Consider the following 14,436-nt stretch of genomic DNA (forward strand, 5'->3'; position numbering starts at 1 on the left):
TAAAACTAACGAGGATAAAAATGCAAAATTTAGATATAAGAAAGGCATATCTTGATTTTTTTAAATCAAAAGGTCACGAAGTAGTAGCTTCTGCACCACTCGTGCCAAACGATGCAACACTACTTTTTACAAATGCTGGCATGGTGCCATTTAAGAGCATTTTTACAGGCGAAGTTCCACGCCCAACACCACCTATCCGCACTAGCTGTCAGACCTGCATAAGAGCTGGTGGTAAGCACAATGACCTTGATAACGTCGGCTACACAGCGCGCCACCACACATTTTTTGAGATGCTTGGCAACTTTAGCTTTGGCGAATACTTCAAAAAAGAGGCGATCTCTTACGCTTGGGAATTTGTCACAGAGGTGCTAAAACTGCCAAAAGATAAGCTTTATGTGACCGTTCACGAAAGCGATGATGAGGCGTTTGAAATTTGGAGTACTCACATCGCAAAAGAGAGAATTTACCGCTTTGGCGACCACGATAACTTCTGGCAGATGGGCGATACTGGACCATGCGGCCCTTGCAGTGAAATTTTTTACGATCAAGGCGCTGAGCACTTTAACACATCAGAAGATTACATGGGCGGCGATGGAGATAGATTTTTAGAGATCTGGAACCTTGTCTTCATGCAGTATGAAAGAAGCGCGGATGGCAAGCTAAGCCCACTACCAAAGCCAAGCATCGATACAGGCATGGGGCTAGAGCGCGTTACTGCCATTTTACAGGGTAAATTTAGCAACTACGACAGCACACTTTTTATGCCGCTAATTAGCGAAGTGGCAAAGCTTTGCGGCAAGCCATACGTCTATGAAAGTGGCGCTAGCTACCGCGTCATAAGCGATCACATCCGCTCAGTCACATTTTTGCTAGCTCAAGGCACGACGTTTGACAAAGAAGGCCGTGGCTACGTGCTTCGCCGTATCTTACGCCGTGCGATCCGCCATGGATACTTGCTAGGCATAAAAGAGCCGTTTATGTATAAGCTTGTCGATAAAGTTTGCGAGCTTATGGGCGGACACTACACCTATCTAAACGATAAAAAAGCGGCTGTAAAAGAGCAGATAAAACTTGAAGAAGAGAGATTTTTAGCGACTATCGCAAGCGGACTTGAGCTATTTGAGAGTGAGCTTAAAAATACAAAAGAAATTTTTAGCGGAGAGGCTGCGTTTAAGCTCTATGACACATTTGGCTTCCCACTTGATCTAACGGCTGATATGCTTAGAGAAAAGGGCTTAAAGGTCGATGAGGCAAGGTTTGATGAGCTTATGAGTGAGCAAAAAGCACGTGCAAAAGCTGCTTGGAAAGGCAGTGGCGACAAGAGTGCGAAGGGCGACTTTAAAGAGCTGCTTGAGAAATTTGGCGAGAATAAATTTATAGGCTACGAAGAGCTTAAGAGTAAAAGTAAAATTCTAGCCCTACTTGATGAGGAATTTAAAAATGTAGATAGCCTAGACGCTGGCAAAGAGGGCTGGGTGATGTTTGATGTCACTCCATTTTACGCTCAAAGTGGCGGTCAGTGCGGCGATAGCGGTAAGATAGCAGGCAAAGCAAATGTGCTTGATACGCAAAAATTCCATGGGCTAAATTTATCTTTAGTAAAAACTAGCGCGGTGCTAAAAGTTGGCGACGAAGTAGAGCTTGAAGTGGGCAGCGACAGAGCGGAGACTGCGCGACATCACAGTGCTACACACTTGCTTCACGCAGCCCTTAGAAGCGTGCTTGGCACACACATCGCTCAAGCTGGCTCAAACGTCGAGGCAGATAGGCTAAGATTTGACTTCTCTCATCCAAAGGCGCTTACTAGCGAAGAAATTTCAAAGGTTGAAAACATTGTAAATGAGTGGATCTTAAACGGTGCAAATGCAAAAACGCAGGTTATGGAGCTTGAAGAGGCTAAAAAAAGCGGAGCGATCGCACTATTTAACGAAAAATATGCCGACAAAGTAAGAGTTGTGAGCTTTGGCGATGTCAGCAAAGAGCTTTGTGGCGGCACACACGTGAAAAATATAGATGAGATCGGCTCATTTTTCATCACAAAAGAGAGTGGCGTAAGTGCTGGCGTTAGGCGTATAGAGGCTGTTTGCTCAAGGGCTGCGCTAAATTTAGCAAGATCATTTAGAACTGAGCTTGAAGAGCTAAAAGATGAGCTAAAAAGCACCGAGCCGCTAAATGCTATTAAAAAGCTAAAAGGCGAGATAAAAGGCTTAAAAGATAAGTTAAAAAACGCTAAAAGCTCTGGGGAGCTAGCCTTTATAAATGTAAATGATACCAAGCTTTGTGTGGCACACATCGATGGTGGCGACATAAAAACTTTGATAGATGAGTTTAAAAATGGGCACGAAAAGGCTGCTATTTTGCTGATCCAAACAGATGAAGAGGGTAAAATTTCTCTTGCAGCTGGCGTGAAAAATGCCTCACTAAAAGCTGGCGCTTGGGTTAAATTTGCAGCGCAAATCCTTGGCGGCAATGGCGGCGGCAAAGACGACTTTGCAACAGCTGGCGGCAAAAACGCTCTAGCCATCGAAGATGCCATAAAAAGCTCACTTGAGTATGCAAGGCAAGCTTTAGAAAAATGATTCATCAAGAGATCGCTTTTTTTAAATTTGATCAACTAATCATCTTCTTGCACATTAGCTTCGTAGCTCTTTTTATAGGGCTACAAGCTGGTTTGGTGCTTGCTGGAAGCTATTTTATAAAAAATAAATTTGAAGATAAAGAGCGCTATCACATCTTGCTTCACATCATAAGACGCTTTGGACTAGCTATCTTTGCGCTAATTCTTGGCATCGCGCTAACTAGCCTGATAATGATCTTTTTCTTTGATGATGGCAAAATGCAAAATCCTATGACAAGTGCGATAGTAGCGACCAAATGGGCGATAGAGCTATTTTTACTCTTGAATTTAAGCTATATCTTTTATAGATACAAAAAGGCTTTAAAAACTCTAAGATCACACGAGATGATCGAGCTAAACGAAAGCCTAATCGTCATCATCTACTACTTCACGCCGCTAAATTTACTAGCCTCGCTTGCGGCTGTCTATCTTGGCGTAAGCTATAGGAGCTTTTGATGATCACTCTTGCTTCTAGCTCGCCAACAAGGGCAAATTTACTAAAAAATGCTGGGATAGAATTTAAACAAATTTCTTGCAGCTTTGATGAGAGCATGATAGCAAAGAGCCTAAAACCAGAAATTTACGTCCAAAGCGTCGTAAAAGCTAAAAAAGAGCAGTTTTTAAAGGCAAATGGCAAGCTTTTAAATTTACTCTTTGCAGATAGCTGCGTGGCTTGTGGAGATAAAATTTTAGGCAAGGCAAAGGATGAAAACGAAGCACTTGCTATGTTAAATTTACAAAGTGACAATGAGTGTAGCGTCTATACGGCGATGATATTTTTAGGCGAATTTGAGCTTATAAATGTGAGCAAGACTACATATAAATTTGCTAAATTTAACGAGCAAGATCTAAAAAGCTACCTAGAAAGTGGCGAGTGGCGAGGCAAGGCTGGAGCCATGACGATAGAAAATTTTAATAAAAAATACATCACCTCCCAGCACGGCGAGACAAGCACGGCAATGGGGCTAAATTTAAAAATATTAAAGGCATTTTTATGAAATATATCTTGGCATTTATCTTTGTAGTTGCCATCGCACTTGGTGGAGCGTTTTTATACTTTTATTCGCAGGTGAGATTTGACGCTTATACCATCATCGACTACAAGCCAAAGCTTGCGACACAAATTTTTGATAGAAACAACGAGCTTATCGCAAATATCTTTGAAGAAAATAGAATTTACGTCAAATATAACGACATCCCGCCACGTGTCATCGAAGCACTCGTGGCTATCGAGGATACGAGCTACTTTGAGCATGGTGGTATCAACGTCGAAGCCATGGCAAGAGCGGCGATAAAGGACATCAAAGCTAGAAAGCTAGTCGAGGGCGCATCTACGCTAACTCAGCAGCTCATAAAAAACCTAGCCCTAAGCCGCGAGAAGAAATTTACAAGAAAGATAAAAGAGGTCGTGCTTGCTATGAAGCTTGAAAGCGAGCTTAGCAAAGAGGATATCATCGAAAGATACCTAAATCACGTATATTTTGGGCATGGCTACTACGGCATCAAAACTGCTGCAGAGGGCTACTTTAGAAAAGAGCTAAATGAGCTAAGTATAAAAGAGATAGCGATGCTAGTTGGCATGCCAAAAGCGCCAAGCACTTATGATCCTACAAAGCACCTCGACCTCTCTCTTAGCCGCGCAAACAGGGTTCTTGAGAGGATGTATAGCATCGGCTGGATAAACGAAGATGAGTACCGAAAGGGCGTGCTTGAAGAGCCAGCAGTCTTTGACGATACGCTCACACGCAACAAAGCCCCTTACGTGGTCGATGAGATCATAAAAGAGGCTTCAAAGAAATTTGACGATATAAAAACTGGCGGTTACAAGATACAAAGCACAGTCGATCTAAACGTGCAAAAGATCGCTCAGGACGCCCTAGTCTATGGCTACAATGAAATTTTAAAAAGAGATAAAAAGGCAAATCCAGAGATGCTAAATGGCGCTATCGTCGTCACTCATCCACAAAGCGGACAAATTTTAGCTCTAATTGGCGGCATCGACTACGCAAAAAGCAGCTACAACAGAGCGACACAAAGCAAACGACAGCCAGGATCAAGCTTTAAGCCATTTATCTATCAAATAGCCCTTGATAGCGGCTACTCTGTCGTCTCTCAAGTAGCTGACATCGCTAGGACGTTTGATATGGGCAATGGCAAAGAGTGGACGCCAAAGAACTATAGCGGCGGCTTTCAAGGCTACATCACGATAAAATCAGCCTTAACCCAGTCTCGCAACCTCGCAACCATAAATTTACTAAACGATCTTGGTCTTAGCTCGGTTCGCAAACAGCTTACAGATATGGGCTTTAACGACATCCCTGAAAATTTATCAATCGCACTTGGTAGCTTTGGTATTTCGCCACTTGACTTTGCGAAATTTTACTCGATGTTTCCAAACGATGGCGAAGTGGTCGAGCCTACGCTCATTAAGCATATAGAAAATAGCTTTGGCGCGTCGATGGACTATGAGCCTCAAAAGAAGCAGGTGCTAAAACCTGAGCAGGCATTTTTGATGACTACCTTGCTTCAAAATGTCGTAAATAACGGCACTGGGCGCAACGCAAAGGTAAATGGCATCCAGATCGCTGGCAAAACTGGCACGACAAACAACAACATCGATGCTTGGTTTTGTGGCTATTCGCCTGATATCGAGGCCATCATCTGGTACGGAAACGACGATAACAGCCCTATGAAAAAGGTCGAGGGCGGCGGCAGGACAGCTGCACCTGTCTTTAAGAAATTTATGGAGGGCTACATCAAGCTCTACCCTACCCTAAGACGTGCGTTTGAGCAGCCTGATGGCGTCTATAAAGGATACTACAACGGCGCTGATGAGTACTACACAAACGACTCGCCGTTGCCGCAAAATACGCCAACAAATGACATCATTCAAGATCAAGAAAACGATGGATTATTATTTTAGGAGATAAGATGAAAAGTTTAAAAATTTTACTTTGTCTAGCGCTTGCAAGCCTTGCGTATGGCGCTGATCTAAACACAGCTAGCAAGAGCGAGCTAATGAGCCTTGGACTAAACAAAAGTCAAGCACTAAACGTCATAAAGTATAGAAAAGCTCATAAATTTACAAGTGTCGAGGAGCTTGAGAAGGTTCAAGGCATCGGCTTTAACGACATGCAAAAGGTCAAAGAAAAACTTAGTGTAAAAGATAGCCAAAAGGCGAAAAAAGCTGAACCTAAAAAGAAGTCAAAAAGCAAAAAGCTAAAAAGTAAGAAAAAGAAAAAATAGTTTTTCTCTTATAAATTTCTAGCCATTTACATTTTAGCTCTATCATTACGCCCCTGAAAGAAGGTGGCTAGAAATGCTAAACATCGACAAAATAAGACATATAAGCTTTTTGTAATTTTTAATTTTATTTGTAGCTTATATGTTTTTCATAAACTACATATGCTCTTTGCTGGAGTTTTTTGCATTTTGCTTGTGCCATTTTTGTTAAAACCTCTTGTTATCTTTTTCATCATGATTAGTAGCATCTGCCTACTTTATGCAAACTTATGGCGTCATTATAGACAAAGGCATGCTATTAAACGTCTTGCACACTGACACAAGAGAGGCATTTAGCTGTTTTAATGCCAGCTTAGCCATTTGGCTTATTTTTGCAACCATCCTGCCTTGCGTATATGTAGCGCTTGTAAAGATTAGCTATGGAGGTTTTAAAAGTGCGCTTAGATCAAGGCTAAAAATAGCCCTTAGCACTTTAGTAAGTGCAGCTGTAATCTTTGCACTCATGTCTAAAATTTTATAACATTTTTTAAAGAGCCGCAACGCCTCAACCATAAGCGTTTTACTCCCATACTACCCCATCTACTCTAGCATAAGACTAGCAAAGTCTTTGACGCAAAAACCGCTGCTTTTTACCTACGTGGCAGATGACGCAACGCTTACTAACGATAAAAAGAAAATTTTAGTTTTGATAGTTGGCGAGACACAAAGGAGCAAAAACTACTCGCTAAATGGCTACGCTAAAAATGATACAAACAAATTTACCAAGCAAAAAGATGTAGTAAGTTTTACAAATTTCTACTCATGCGGAACCGCGACAGAGACTAGCGTGCCTTGCCTATTTTCAGACTTAAAGCGAGAAAATTTTAGCAACCGCGAGGCTAAGGCTCGTGAAAATTTAGTTGATATCATCAACAAACTTGGCATAAAAACATACTTTTTTGGCAACAATAGTGGCGGCTGCAAGGGCGTTTGCGACAATCTTGATCAAAACCACACTTCAGAGCACAGAGCAGCTGGCTTTGATGAAGTGATATTTGATGAGGCAAAAAAGGTCATAAAAGATGCAAATTCCACTACATTTATCGTGCTACATTTGCAAGGCTCACATGGCCCTATCTACTACAAAGGCTACCCAAGCAAATTTAAAGAATTCACCCCAACATGCGACACTGCCGAGCTAAACAAATGCACGCCAGATGAGATAGCAAACACCTATGACAACACCATTTTATATGAGGACTATCTACAAAGCGAGCTGATAAAAGCCCTTGAAGCAAGAAAAGATAAATTTGAGGTTGCCATGTTCTTTTTCTCAGATCACGGAGAGAGTCTAGGCGAAAATGGCATATATTTACATGGCCTGCCTTACTCCATCGCTCCAGATGAACAAAAACACATCCCAGCCATCGTCTTTTCAAGCGATAGTGAGCTTTTAAAAAGACTAAAAGCTAGAAAAGACGAAAGCCTTTCGCATGATTTTGTCTTTAGCTCAGTTCTTGGATATTTTGGGGTAAAAACTAAGGCTTACGAGCCAGAATTTGATATTTTTAGGGAGTAAATTTAAAGCCAGCCTAGGCAAAGCCCGAAGCTGGCGCAAATTTAAAAGCTGATCTCTTTTATATCAGCTACTTTTAGTATCTCGCTATAAATTTGACCGATGATCGCGACGCGGTTATTTCGCACTTTCTCGTTTTCAACGTTTATCATAACTTTGTCAAAAAACTCATCTATCTGCGGTTTTAGAGCAAATAGCGCTTTTAGTCTTGGCTCGTATGCTAGGCTCTTATCGACCGCTTTAAACGCCTCATTTAAGGCCTTTTCAGCATCTATCTCAAAGAGGCTCTCATCGACCTTGCTAAATTTATCATCTTTTATGATGTTTGCAAGGCGCTTAAATGTCGAGAAATTCTCTCTAAAATTTGGCTCACTTGAAATTTTAGCAAGCGCCTCTATCATCTTAGTTAGCTCCAAGATGTCCTTTTCTCCGCTTTTTATGCAAGCTTTTACGATAGAAGCGTTTACGTCAAAGAAGGTATAGAGCCTATCAAGGATGAAATTTATAAGCACTTCAACGTCAAATTTCTTATAATCTTTTGCGATATCTTCTAAAATTTCTTTTACGTTAAATTTCAAATTATGCGCCAAAACGATCTTTATCACGCCATTTGCCGCGCGTCTTAGAGCGTATGGGTCTTTCGTGCCGCTTGGGATTTTGCCGATACTAAAGAGCCCCATTAGCGTATCAAGCTTATTTGAAAGCGCAACAACCGAGCTAAAGACCTTGCTTGGGCACTGCGCCTCCTCGCCGTCTGGCAGATACTGCTCTTTTATGGCTAAAACGACGTTTTCATCCTCATTTTTAGCCTTTGCGTAGTAAGCACCCATGATACCTTGAAGCTCGGTAAATTCATAAACCATCTGAGTTGTAAGATCAGCCTTGCTTAGCATCACAGCTCGCTCTAGCTTAGCTCCGTACTCGCCAGCTTCTTTTTTAAGTAGCTCACCATAGTTGCTAGCTAGTTTTTTAGCCACTTTTAGCTCTCTAAGCTCTTTTTCATAGATACTTCCAAGCTCTTTTAGGTAGGTTATATTTTTTAGTTTTTCTGGGCTAAATTCGGCCTTAAGGTCGCTTTGCCAAAAGAACATCGCGTCGCTTAGCCTTGCTCTTAGCACCTTTTCATTGCCCTTGATGATGAGCGAGTAATCTTTTGTGATGGCGTTGCTAACGACAACGAAGCCATTTGCAAGCTTGTCATTTTTAAAAACTGGGAAGTAGCGCTGATTTTCTTTCATAGAGGTGATGATGACCTCACTTGGCACTTCCAAAAACTCCTCTTCAAACGAGCCAAGAAGCGCTGTTGGGTACTCGGTGATCGCCACGACTTCAGCCAGCAAGTCTTTATCGATCTCGATCTTTAGCCCACTTTTTTGGCTGATCTTTTCAAATTCATCAAGTATGATCTTCTCTCTCTCGTCCGCTTCAAGCACGACCCCACGGCTCTTTGAGCCATCAAAATACTCTTTTATATTTGAAATTTTTATCTTGTCGTAGCTAACGCTTCTGTGCGGATAGGTAGAGTTACTGCTCTCTACGCCAAATTTGCTAAATTTAATGACCTCATCGCCGAGCAAACACAAAAACGATCTTATCGGTCGGATAAACTCAAATTCGCCATTGCCCCAGCGCATAGACTTGCCAAAATTTAGACTCTTTAAAAACTCCTCGACCATGTCACCCATTATCTTAGCGACTGGCTCGCCCTTTACCTCTTTTTCGTGATAAAGCACCTCTTTGCCGTCTATCTCTTTAAATTTAAGCTCACTCTCGCTTATGCCACATTTGCTAGCAAAGCTAAGCGCAGCCTTTGTAAAAGCTCCGTCTTTTAGCGCTACTTGCTTTGGTGCGCCAACGAAACTAGCCACACTATCTGGCTGAGCCTGCGGGAATTTCTCATGGAAAAAGACCAAACGGCGCGGCGTGTAGTAAAATTTAAACTCGCTTTTGATGTTATATTTTTCAAGCACAGCCTGCCATTTAGCGTTGATGTTTGGCAGCTCCCTTAAAAATGGTATCGCTGGGAGCTCCTCGACTCCGATCTCTAGTAACAACTCTTTCATATCTCACTCTTTTTATTAAAATTTTCTCTTTTTTCTCTTATCATCTCTCTTGCTCTCTCCTTCTCTTGCGCCTGCAAAATGACGCCTCTTATCATAAATATCACAAACAAAACAAACGCTGCGATCATAAAAATATCTAAAATTTGCACCATCTACTCCACAACGATCTCTTTTTCGTTTTTATAAATTTTCACCCTCGCCCGCTCAAAGCTATACTCGCCATCTTTTAGCCTTTTTTTGCTATAAACTCTGATCTTGCCATGCGGCGTATGCAAGTAGCCGCTCTCTAGCCTACCTGAAATTTTAGCGATCACGTCGCCACTTCTTGCAATGCTTAGCTTTGAGCTATCTAGCAAATTTTCGCTCACATCTTTTGTGCCATGCTCATTTATGATCTCATAAGAGCTTATTTCAAGCGCCTCTTTGTAAAATTTCACTCGCCTGATCAAAATGTCAAGCTCATCGCCCACACCGACGCTATTTTTAGGATCATATACGTAAATTCCACGGCGATTTTTTGAGATGATAAAGCCATGCTTATCTTTTAAGATGACAACGGCTCGCTCCACAAGTGCTGGCATGGCCTCAGGACGCTCAAAAAGCGTCTCTATGTCAGCTTTTTTGTAGTTTTGATCATCTACTTTTTTAGCTTCTTTTTTTAAATTTTCATTTGATTTAGCAGGGCTTGGTTTGGTTGAGATTTTAAATTTAAGTGCAAAGTGATCTGAGTAAAGATCGCTCTTTGCAAAGCCATGCTCATCAAGCACAAAGCTTGGCTTAAAGACCTCAAAACTGCCATCAACATAGCTTAGATCGCCATTTGCTATAAAGCTAGGCGAGAGCAAAACGTGATCAATGGCTCGCTTTTTGCCATGGACTGCATGAGAGTATCTATCTTTTGGGGCTAAAAAGCTATAAAGATCGTAATATCCACGAGTTGCGATGATATCGTTTAAGATGGATTTTTGCCCATAAGGTGAGTTAAAATCACCTAAAACTATGGCATTTTGTTCATTGCCTAGAGCTGCTCTTAGCGTTCTTTCGGCCTTTTTTTGCATATTTATGCCGTTTTTATAAGCTGGGAAGTGATTAACAAAAACGCTAAATTTCTTACCCTCCACCTCAAAAACGACCTTTAAAATGTTTCTAGTTTTTACATTTGGCACTTCAAAAATTTCACTGCCACTTGGCTTTATCTTTGATATGAGAGCTAGCCCAACTGGAGAGTTTTTTGCCTTGCTAAAGGCTATAAATTTATACTCACTGCCATCAACCAAAGCCTTTAAAACCTGCTCGTTTTCGATCTCTTCAAGTGCGATGATGTCAGTATCTATGGCGTCTATGACCTGCCTTGTTCTTTTTAGTTTTGAGCTAGCCGCCTCGCAGTCCCACTTTGAAGTGCTAGATTTAAAGTCAGGATATTCGCTGCCATCATCCTTGCAGTCAAATAAATTTTGCACGTTATAAGTTGCGATGCTTATCTCGCTAGCAAACGCCATCAAAACGGCAAAAACTAATGCAAAGAGTGCTCTCAAACCTCGCTCCTAAAGTCGAATTTAGAGATGTTTTGTCTGATCGCCTCATACGCGATGATGCCAGCACTCATGGCTAAATTTAAGCTCCTGCCCTCTTTTCCCATCGGGATCGTTATGGCATTTTTAAAATTTATATCCATAAAATCTCTTGGCAGCCCAGTGCTCTCTCCGCCAAAAAATATAAAATCTCCTGGCTCAAATTTAGCGTCATAGTAAAGCCTGTTTGTCTTAGTCGTAGCAAAGAAAAATCGCTCTTTGTGGTTTAAATTTGCCTCCAAAAATTCATCCAAACTCTCCCAAATTTTTGGATCTAAAATTTTCCAATAATCAAGCCCAGCACGTCTAACAGCCTTTTCGCTCAGGTCAAAGACAGTTGGCTTAACAATGTGCAGCTTTAAATTTGCATTTACGCACATTCTGCCGATAGCTCCAGTGTTTTGCGGTATCTGAGGATGGACTAGGACTATGTTAAACATAAGTTTTTCTTGCCTTAAAAAGTGTTATAAACTGCCTTATTCTAGCCAAAATGGGCTTTTAAGAGTTTTAAAAAATTAAATTTTACTTATCTATAAATTTAGCGTTTTGCAAGAGTTTCAAGGTGCTTTGTGATGGCAAGCAACTGCCTTCGTTTTATCTCAGCGGCGATCATCTCATTTTTAAAGCCAGCCACCAAGATCTCGCTCACATCGACCTTTGCGTCAAATTTAGCTTCATAAACTCCAAGCTCTTTTGCACGCCCTATGCGCTCTTTATTATAAGCTCCCAGCCACGATTTTAAGGGCATATTTAGAGCAATTTCTAGTAGCTCATTGTCGCTTGACATCTCTTTAAAATAGGGCTCTTTTAAGATAGAAAAGTAGCTCTTTGGCAGGCGCATTTTCTCTAAAATTTCCTTTGCGTCAAGCTCAAATTTACCAAAAAGCATATACAAAAACAGCCTCTCGTCATCTACAAATTTCCTAGCACTTTTAAGTTCGCTCAAAAACTCATCACTCCCATAAATTTGCACGCCAAAAATTTGCTCAAAAAGTGAAAGCTTAAAAAGATAAAATGCCCCTTTTTCAAGATGCTCTGATCGAAAAAATTTAATGAGTTCGGTATTTATCCTATCCTTGCTTAGATGCGCTAGATCAAGCGTTTTCATAAGCTCTAGCGTCTCATCAGCTATGCTAAAATCAAGCCTAGCGCTAAACTGTACGCCCCTAAGCACCCTTAGAGGATCTTCTTTAAATTTCTCACTATCGATGTGCCTTAGCGTCTTGCTCACAAGGTCCTTTTTGCCGCCATAAAAGTCTAAAATTTCGCCGTCAAAGATGTTCATCATCATGGCATTTACCGTAAAATCGCGCCTAAGACTTGCAAGGCTTGCATCATTTATGTAGCTTACGGCAAAGTCTTTGTGCGAATTTCCGGTCTTACTCTCGCTTCGTGGCAAGCCAAGATCGTAGTTTTTGTATTTGTAGATGAAGTAGCTTTTGCCAACGCCACTAGCCTTTATGCTAGCCATCAGCTCGTCAAATTTAGCAGGCTCGATGTCATAAATTTCGATGTCGTAGTCATAAATTTCTCGTCCCAAAAGCGCGTCTCTCACGCAGCCACCGACTAGATATACGCGCTTAGTAAATGGGGCAAATAGCGATCTAAAAAAGTCTAGTTCGCTATTTTTGTAAATTTCTGTCCCAGTTTTTGCCTCAAATTTATTATTTTGAGAGATTTTGGAGTCTATTTTCGATGTTTGCAAGGGTAAATTCTAAAAATTTAGTCGTTAGCTCGAGCCTTTGGCTAAGGTCTTGCTCACTAGTTTGCTTAAGCCCTTCAAAAAGCACCTCGATGCGCTCAGCAAGGTTTGCTAAGAAAATTTCCTCCTCGCTTATCTCTCTGCTCTTTGGCAAAATTTGCACTATCTTTGGCTCTAGCTCGCTTTGCGCGCTTATCTCAAGCTCTGGCTCATCAGCCGCCTCTTGCCCCCTAGCCTCCATAGCCAAAAGCTCTTTTTTTAAATTCTCCCTTTCAAGCTCTTCTTGCTTTTTGCTTTGCAGCGCCTCTATCTTCTCAAGCTCGGCGCTAACCTCACTAATGGCCATCCTAGCGATATCATCAAGCTTCATAATCTTATCAACCACCTTTTAAATTCATTTATCTCTTCGTCACTTTTCATCCTGATAAAAAACTCTTTCATCTGCTCATTTTTTATCACGCGCTCCTTGCGAAGTCCGCTCAGACGGTTTATCGCGCTAAGGGCGTCCTTGTTTGATGGGTCTTGTTTTAAGATATTTTTATAAATTTCAAGCGCATCATCTTTTAACCCCTGCGCCTCGTAGATCAGTGCTTCAGTGATCGTGTTTTTCATTTTTTGATAAATCCTGCTATCACGTCGCCTATCTCGCTTGTTGAGCAAATTTCAACTGCGTTAAATGCGGCGATATCTTTTGTTCTATATCCCTTTGCAAGCGCTGTTTTTACGGCACTTTCTATCGCATTTGCAGCCTCGCTCTCGCCAAAAGCGTATCTTAGCATCATCGCTGCACTTAAAATGGTCGCGATCGGATTTGCTATGCCCTGCCCTGCGATGTCTGGCGCTGAGCCGTGGATAGGCTCATAAATTCCCACTTTGCCGCCCATGCTAGCGCTTGGTAAAAGTCCTATCGAGCCACAAACCATGCTCGCTTCGTCACTTAAAATGTCGCCAAATAAATTTTCAGTAAGTATGACGTCAAAATTTGCTGGCGCTCTTACTAGCTGCATCGCTGCGTTATCGACATACATAAAGCTAAGCTCTACTTCAGGATAGCCTTTTGCCACCTCGCTAGTCACCTCGCGCCAAAGCTGGCTTGTCTCAAGCACATTTGCCTTATCGACCATGCAGACCTTTTTCTTGCGAAGCATAGCCGTCTCAAAGGCGATCTTTGCGATGCGCTCGATCTCAAATTTATAATAAATCATCGTATTAAACGCTCTATCTTCGCCTTTTTCACGTGGCTGTCCAAAATAAAGCCCCCCAGTTAGCTCGCGAACCACGACAAAATCAACGCCCTTTAAAACCTCTGGCTTTAGCGTGCTAGCATCCACTAGCTCGTCAAAGATGATGGCTGGGCGTAAATTTGCATAAGCTTCTAGCTCTTTTCTGATCTTTAAAAGCCCGCTCTCTGGCCTTAGGTGTCTTGGCAGGCTGTCCCATTTCTCGCCACCGATCGCTCCAAAAAGCACAGCGTCGCTACTAAGCGCTGAGCTTAGCGTCTCATCTGGCAGTGGCTCGCCAAAAACGTCGTAGGCTGCGCCGCCCATAAGCTTGTAGTCATACTCAAATTTGATACCAAACTCAGCGCTTACAACGTCTAAAACCTTTATCGCCTCGTCGATGATCTCAGGGCCGATGCCATCGCCTTTTATAACGCAAATTTTATAGTTTTTCATCGCCGCTCC

Annotated in this window: 15 protein-coding genes; 7 read left to right on the plus strand and 8 right to left on the minus strand. The window is 41.8% G+C overall.

Annotation, left to right across the window (positions count from 1 at the left end):
- Positions 1 to 20 precede the first annotated feature (20 nt).
- The 7 genes from alaS to B9N65_RS11195 all read left to right on the plus strand — a co-directional run bounded on the left by alaS (position 21) and on the right by B9N65_RS11195 (position 7,418).
- Complete coding sequence (gene alaS, locus B9N65_RS00755) at positions 21 to 2,579, plus strand: alanine--tRNA ligase (protein WP_087582400.1); 2,559 nt, start codon at positions 21 to 23, stop codon at positions 2,577 to 2,579.
- Positions 2,576 to 3,073 (plus strand): 3-isopropylmalate dehydratase, encoded by a 498-nt coding sequence (locus B9N65_RS00760; RefSeq protein WP_087582401.1) that lies wholly within the window; start codon positions 2,576 to 2,578, stop codon positions 3,071 to 3,073. The genes alaS and B9N65_RS00760 overlap by 4 nt, the downstream gene beginning before the upstream one ends.
- A complete protein-coding gene (gene maf / locus B9N65_RS00765) occupies positions 3,073 to 3,615 on the plus strand; it encodes a septum formation inhibitor Maf (protein WP_087582402.1) in 543 nt (180 codons plus the stop codon). The genes B9N65_RS00760 and maf overlap by 1 nt, the downstream gene beginning before the upstream one ends.
- Positions 3,612 to 5,540: a transglycosylase domain-containing protein gene (locus B9N65_RS00770; RefSeq protein WP_021087919.1), complete on the plus strand. Its 1,929-nt coding sequence runs from the start codon at positions 3,612 to 3,614 to the stop codon at positions 5,538 to 5,540. Before maf ends, B9N65_RS00770 begins: the two co-directional genes overlap by 4 nt.
- Before the next feature lie 8 nt (positions 5,541 to 5,548).
- Entirely contained in the window at positions 5,549 to 5,863 is a 315-nt protein-coding gene (locus tag B9N65_RS00775; RefSeq protein WP_087582403.1) for a helix-hairpin-helix domain-containing protein, read from the plus strand.
- 256 nt (positions 5,864 to 6,119) lie between these two features.
- A complete protein-coding gene (locus B9N65_RS11190; protein ID WP_257640004.1) occupies positions 6,120 to 6,380 on the plus strand; it encodes a DUF1705 domain-containing protein in 261 nt (86 codons plus the stop codon).
- An 87-nt stretch (positions 6,381 to 6,467) separates the two neighbouring features.
- Entirely contained in the window at positions 6,468 to 7,418 is a 951-nt protein-coding gene (locus tag B9N65_RS11195; protein WP_257640005.1) for a phosphoethanolamine transferase, read from the plus strand.
- Between the two features lie 41 nt (positions 7,419 to 7,459).
- On the opposite strand, the gene glyS is transcribed toward B9N65_RS11195, so the two are convergent.
- From glyS to leuB, 8 genes are all read right to left on the minus strand, one after another.
- Complete coding sequence (glyS, locus tag B9N65_RS00785) at positions 7,460 to 9,478, minus strand: glycine--tRNA ligase subunit beta (RefSeq protein ID WP_087582404.1); 2,019 nt, start codon at positions 9,476 to 9,478, stop codon at positions 7,460 to 7,462.
- Complete coding sequence (locus B9N65_RS10940) at positions 9,475 to 9,627, minus strand: hypothetical protein (protein WP_162141601.1); 153 nt, start codon at positions 9,625 to 9,627, stop codon at positions 9,475 to 9,477. Before B9N65_RS10940 ends, glyS begins: the two co-directional genes overlap by 4 nt.
- Before the next feature lie 3 nt (positions 9,628 to 9,630).
- Complete coding sequence (locus B9N65_RS00790; RefSeq protein ID WP_087582405.1) at positions 9,631 to 11,013, minus strand: endonuclease/exonuclease/phosphatase family protein; 1,383 nt, start codon at positions 11,011 to 11,013, stop codon at positions 9,631 to 9,633.
- A complete protein-coding gene (locus B9N65_RS00795) occupies positions 11,010 to 11,489 on the minus strand; it encodes a tRNA (cytidine(34)-2'-O)-methyltransferase (protein WP_087582406.1) in 480 nt (159 codons plus the stop codon). The genes B9N65_RS00790 and B9N65_RS00795 overlap by 4 nt, the downstream gene beginning before the upstream one ends.
- A 98-nt stretch (positions 11,490 to 11,587) precedes the next feature.
- On the minus strand, positions 11,588 to 12,754 hold the full coding sequence (locus B9N65_RS00800) for a CCA tRNA nucleotidyltransferase (RefSeq protein ID WP_087582407.1): 1,167 nt from the start codon (positions 12,752 to 12,754) through the stop codon (positions 11,588 to 11,590).
- A complete protein-coding gene (locus B9N65_RS00805; protein ID WP_180385105.1) occupies positions 12,714 to 13,136 on the minus strand; it encodes a CiaD-like domain-containing protein in 423 nt (140 codons plus the stop codon). The genes B9N65_RS00800 and B9N65_RS00805 overlap by 41 nt, the downstream gene beginning before the upstream one ends.
- Positions 13,118 to 13,363, minus strand: coding sequence for a hypothetical protein (locus tag B9N65_RS00810; RefSeq protein ID WP_002941772.1), 246 nt, complete (start codon positions 13,361 to 13,363; stop codon positions 13,118 to 13,120). The genes B9N65_RS00805 and B9N65_RS00810 overlap by 19 nt, the downstream gene beginning before the upstream one ends.
- Positions 13,360 to 14,427: a 3-isopropylmalate dehydrogenase gene (gene leuB, locus B9N65_RS00815; protein ID WP_087582409.1), complete on the minus strand. Its 1,068-nt coding sequence runs from the start codon at positions 14,425 to 14,427 to the stop codon at positions 13,360 to 13,362. The genes B9N65_RS00810 and leuB overlap by 4 nt, the downstream gene beginning before the upstream one ends.
- Positions 14,428 to 14,436 lie beyond the last annotated feature (9 nt).

This window comes from Campylobacter concisus (assembly GCF_002165815.1).
GTDB classification, from domain to species: Bacteria; Campylobacterota; Campylobacteria; order Campylobacterales; family Campylobacteraceae; genus Campylobacter_A; species Campylobacter_A concisus_BH.

Coding starts and splice junctions, on each gene's coding strand:
- alaS (WP_087582400.1), top strand. CDS start 21: ATGCAAAATTTAGATATAAGAAAGGCATATCTTGATTTTTTTAAATCA.
- B9N65_RS00760 (WP_087582401.1), top strand. CDS start 2,576: ATGATTCATCAAGAGATCGCTTTTTTTAAATTTGATCAACTAATCATC.
- maf (WP_087582402.1), top strand. CDS start 3,073: ATGATCACTCTTGCTTCTAGCTCGCCAACAAGGGCAAATTTACTAAAA.
- B9N65_RS00770 (WP_021087919.1), top strand. CDS start 3,612: ATGAAATATATCTTGGCATTTATCTTTGTAGTTGCCATCGCACTTGGT.
- B9N65_RS00775 (WP_087582403.1), top strand. CDS start 5,549: ATGAAAAGTTTAAAAATTTTACTTTGTCTAGCGCTTGCAAGCCTTGCG.
- B9N65_RS11190 (WP_257640004.1), top strand. CDS start 6,120: ATGCAAACTTATGGCGTCATTATAGACAAAGGCATGCTATTAAACGTC.
- glyS (WP_087582404.1), bottom strand. CDS start 9,478: ATGAAAGAGTTGTTACTAGAGATCGGAGTCGAGGAGCTCCCAGCGATA.
- B9N65_RS00795 (WP_087582406.1), bottom strand. CDS start 11,489: ATGTTTAACATAGTCCTAGTCCATCCTCAGATACCGCAAAACACTGGA.
- B9N65_RS00810 (WP_002941772.1), bottom strand. CDS start 13,363: ATGAAAAACACGATCACTGAAGCACTGATCTACGAGGCGCAGGGGTTA.
- leuB (WP_087582409.1), bottom strand. CDS start 14,427: ATGAAAAACTATAAAATTTGCGTTATAAAAGGCGATGGCATCGGCCCT.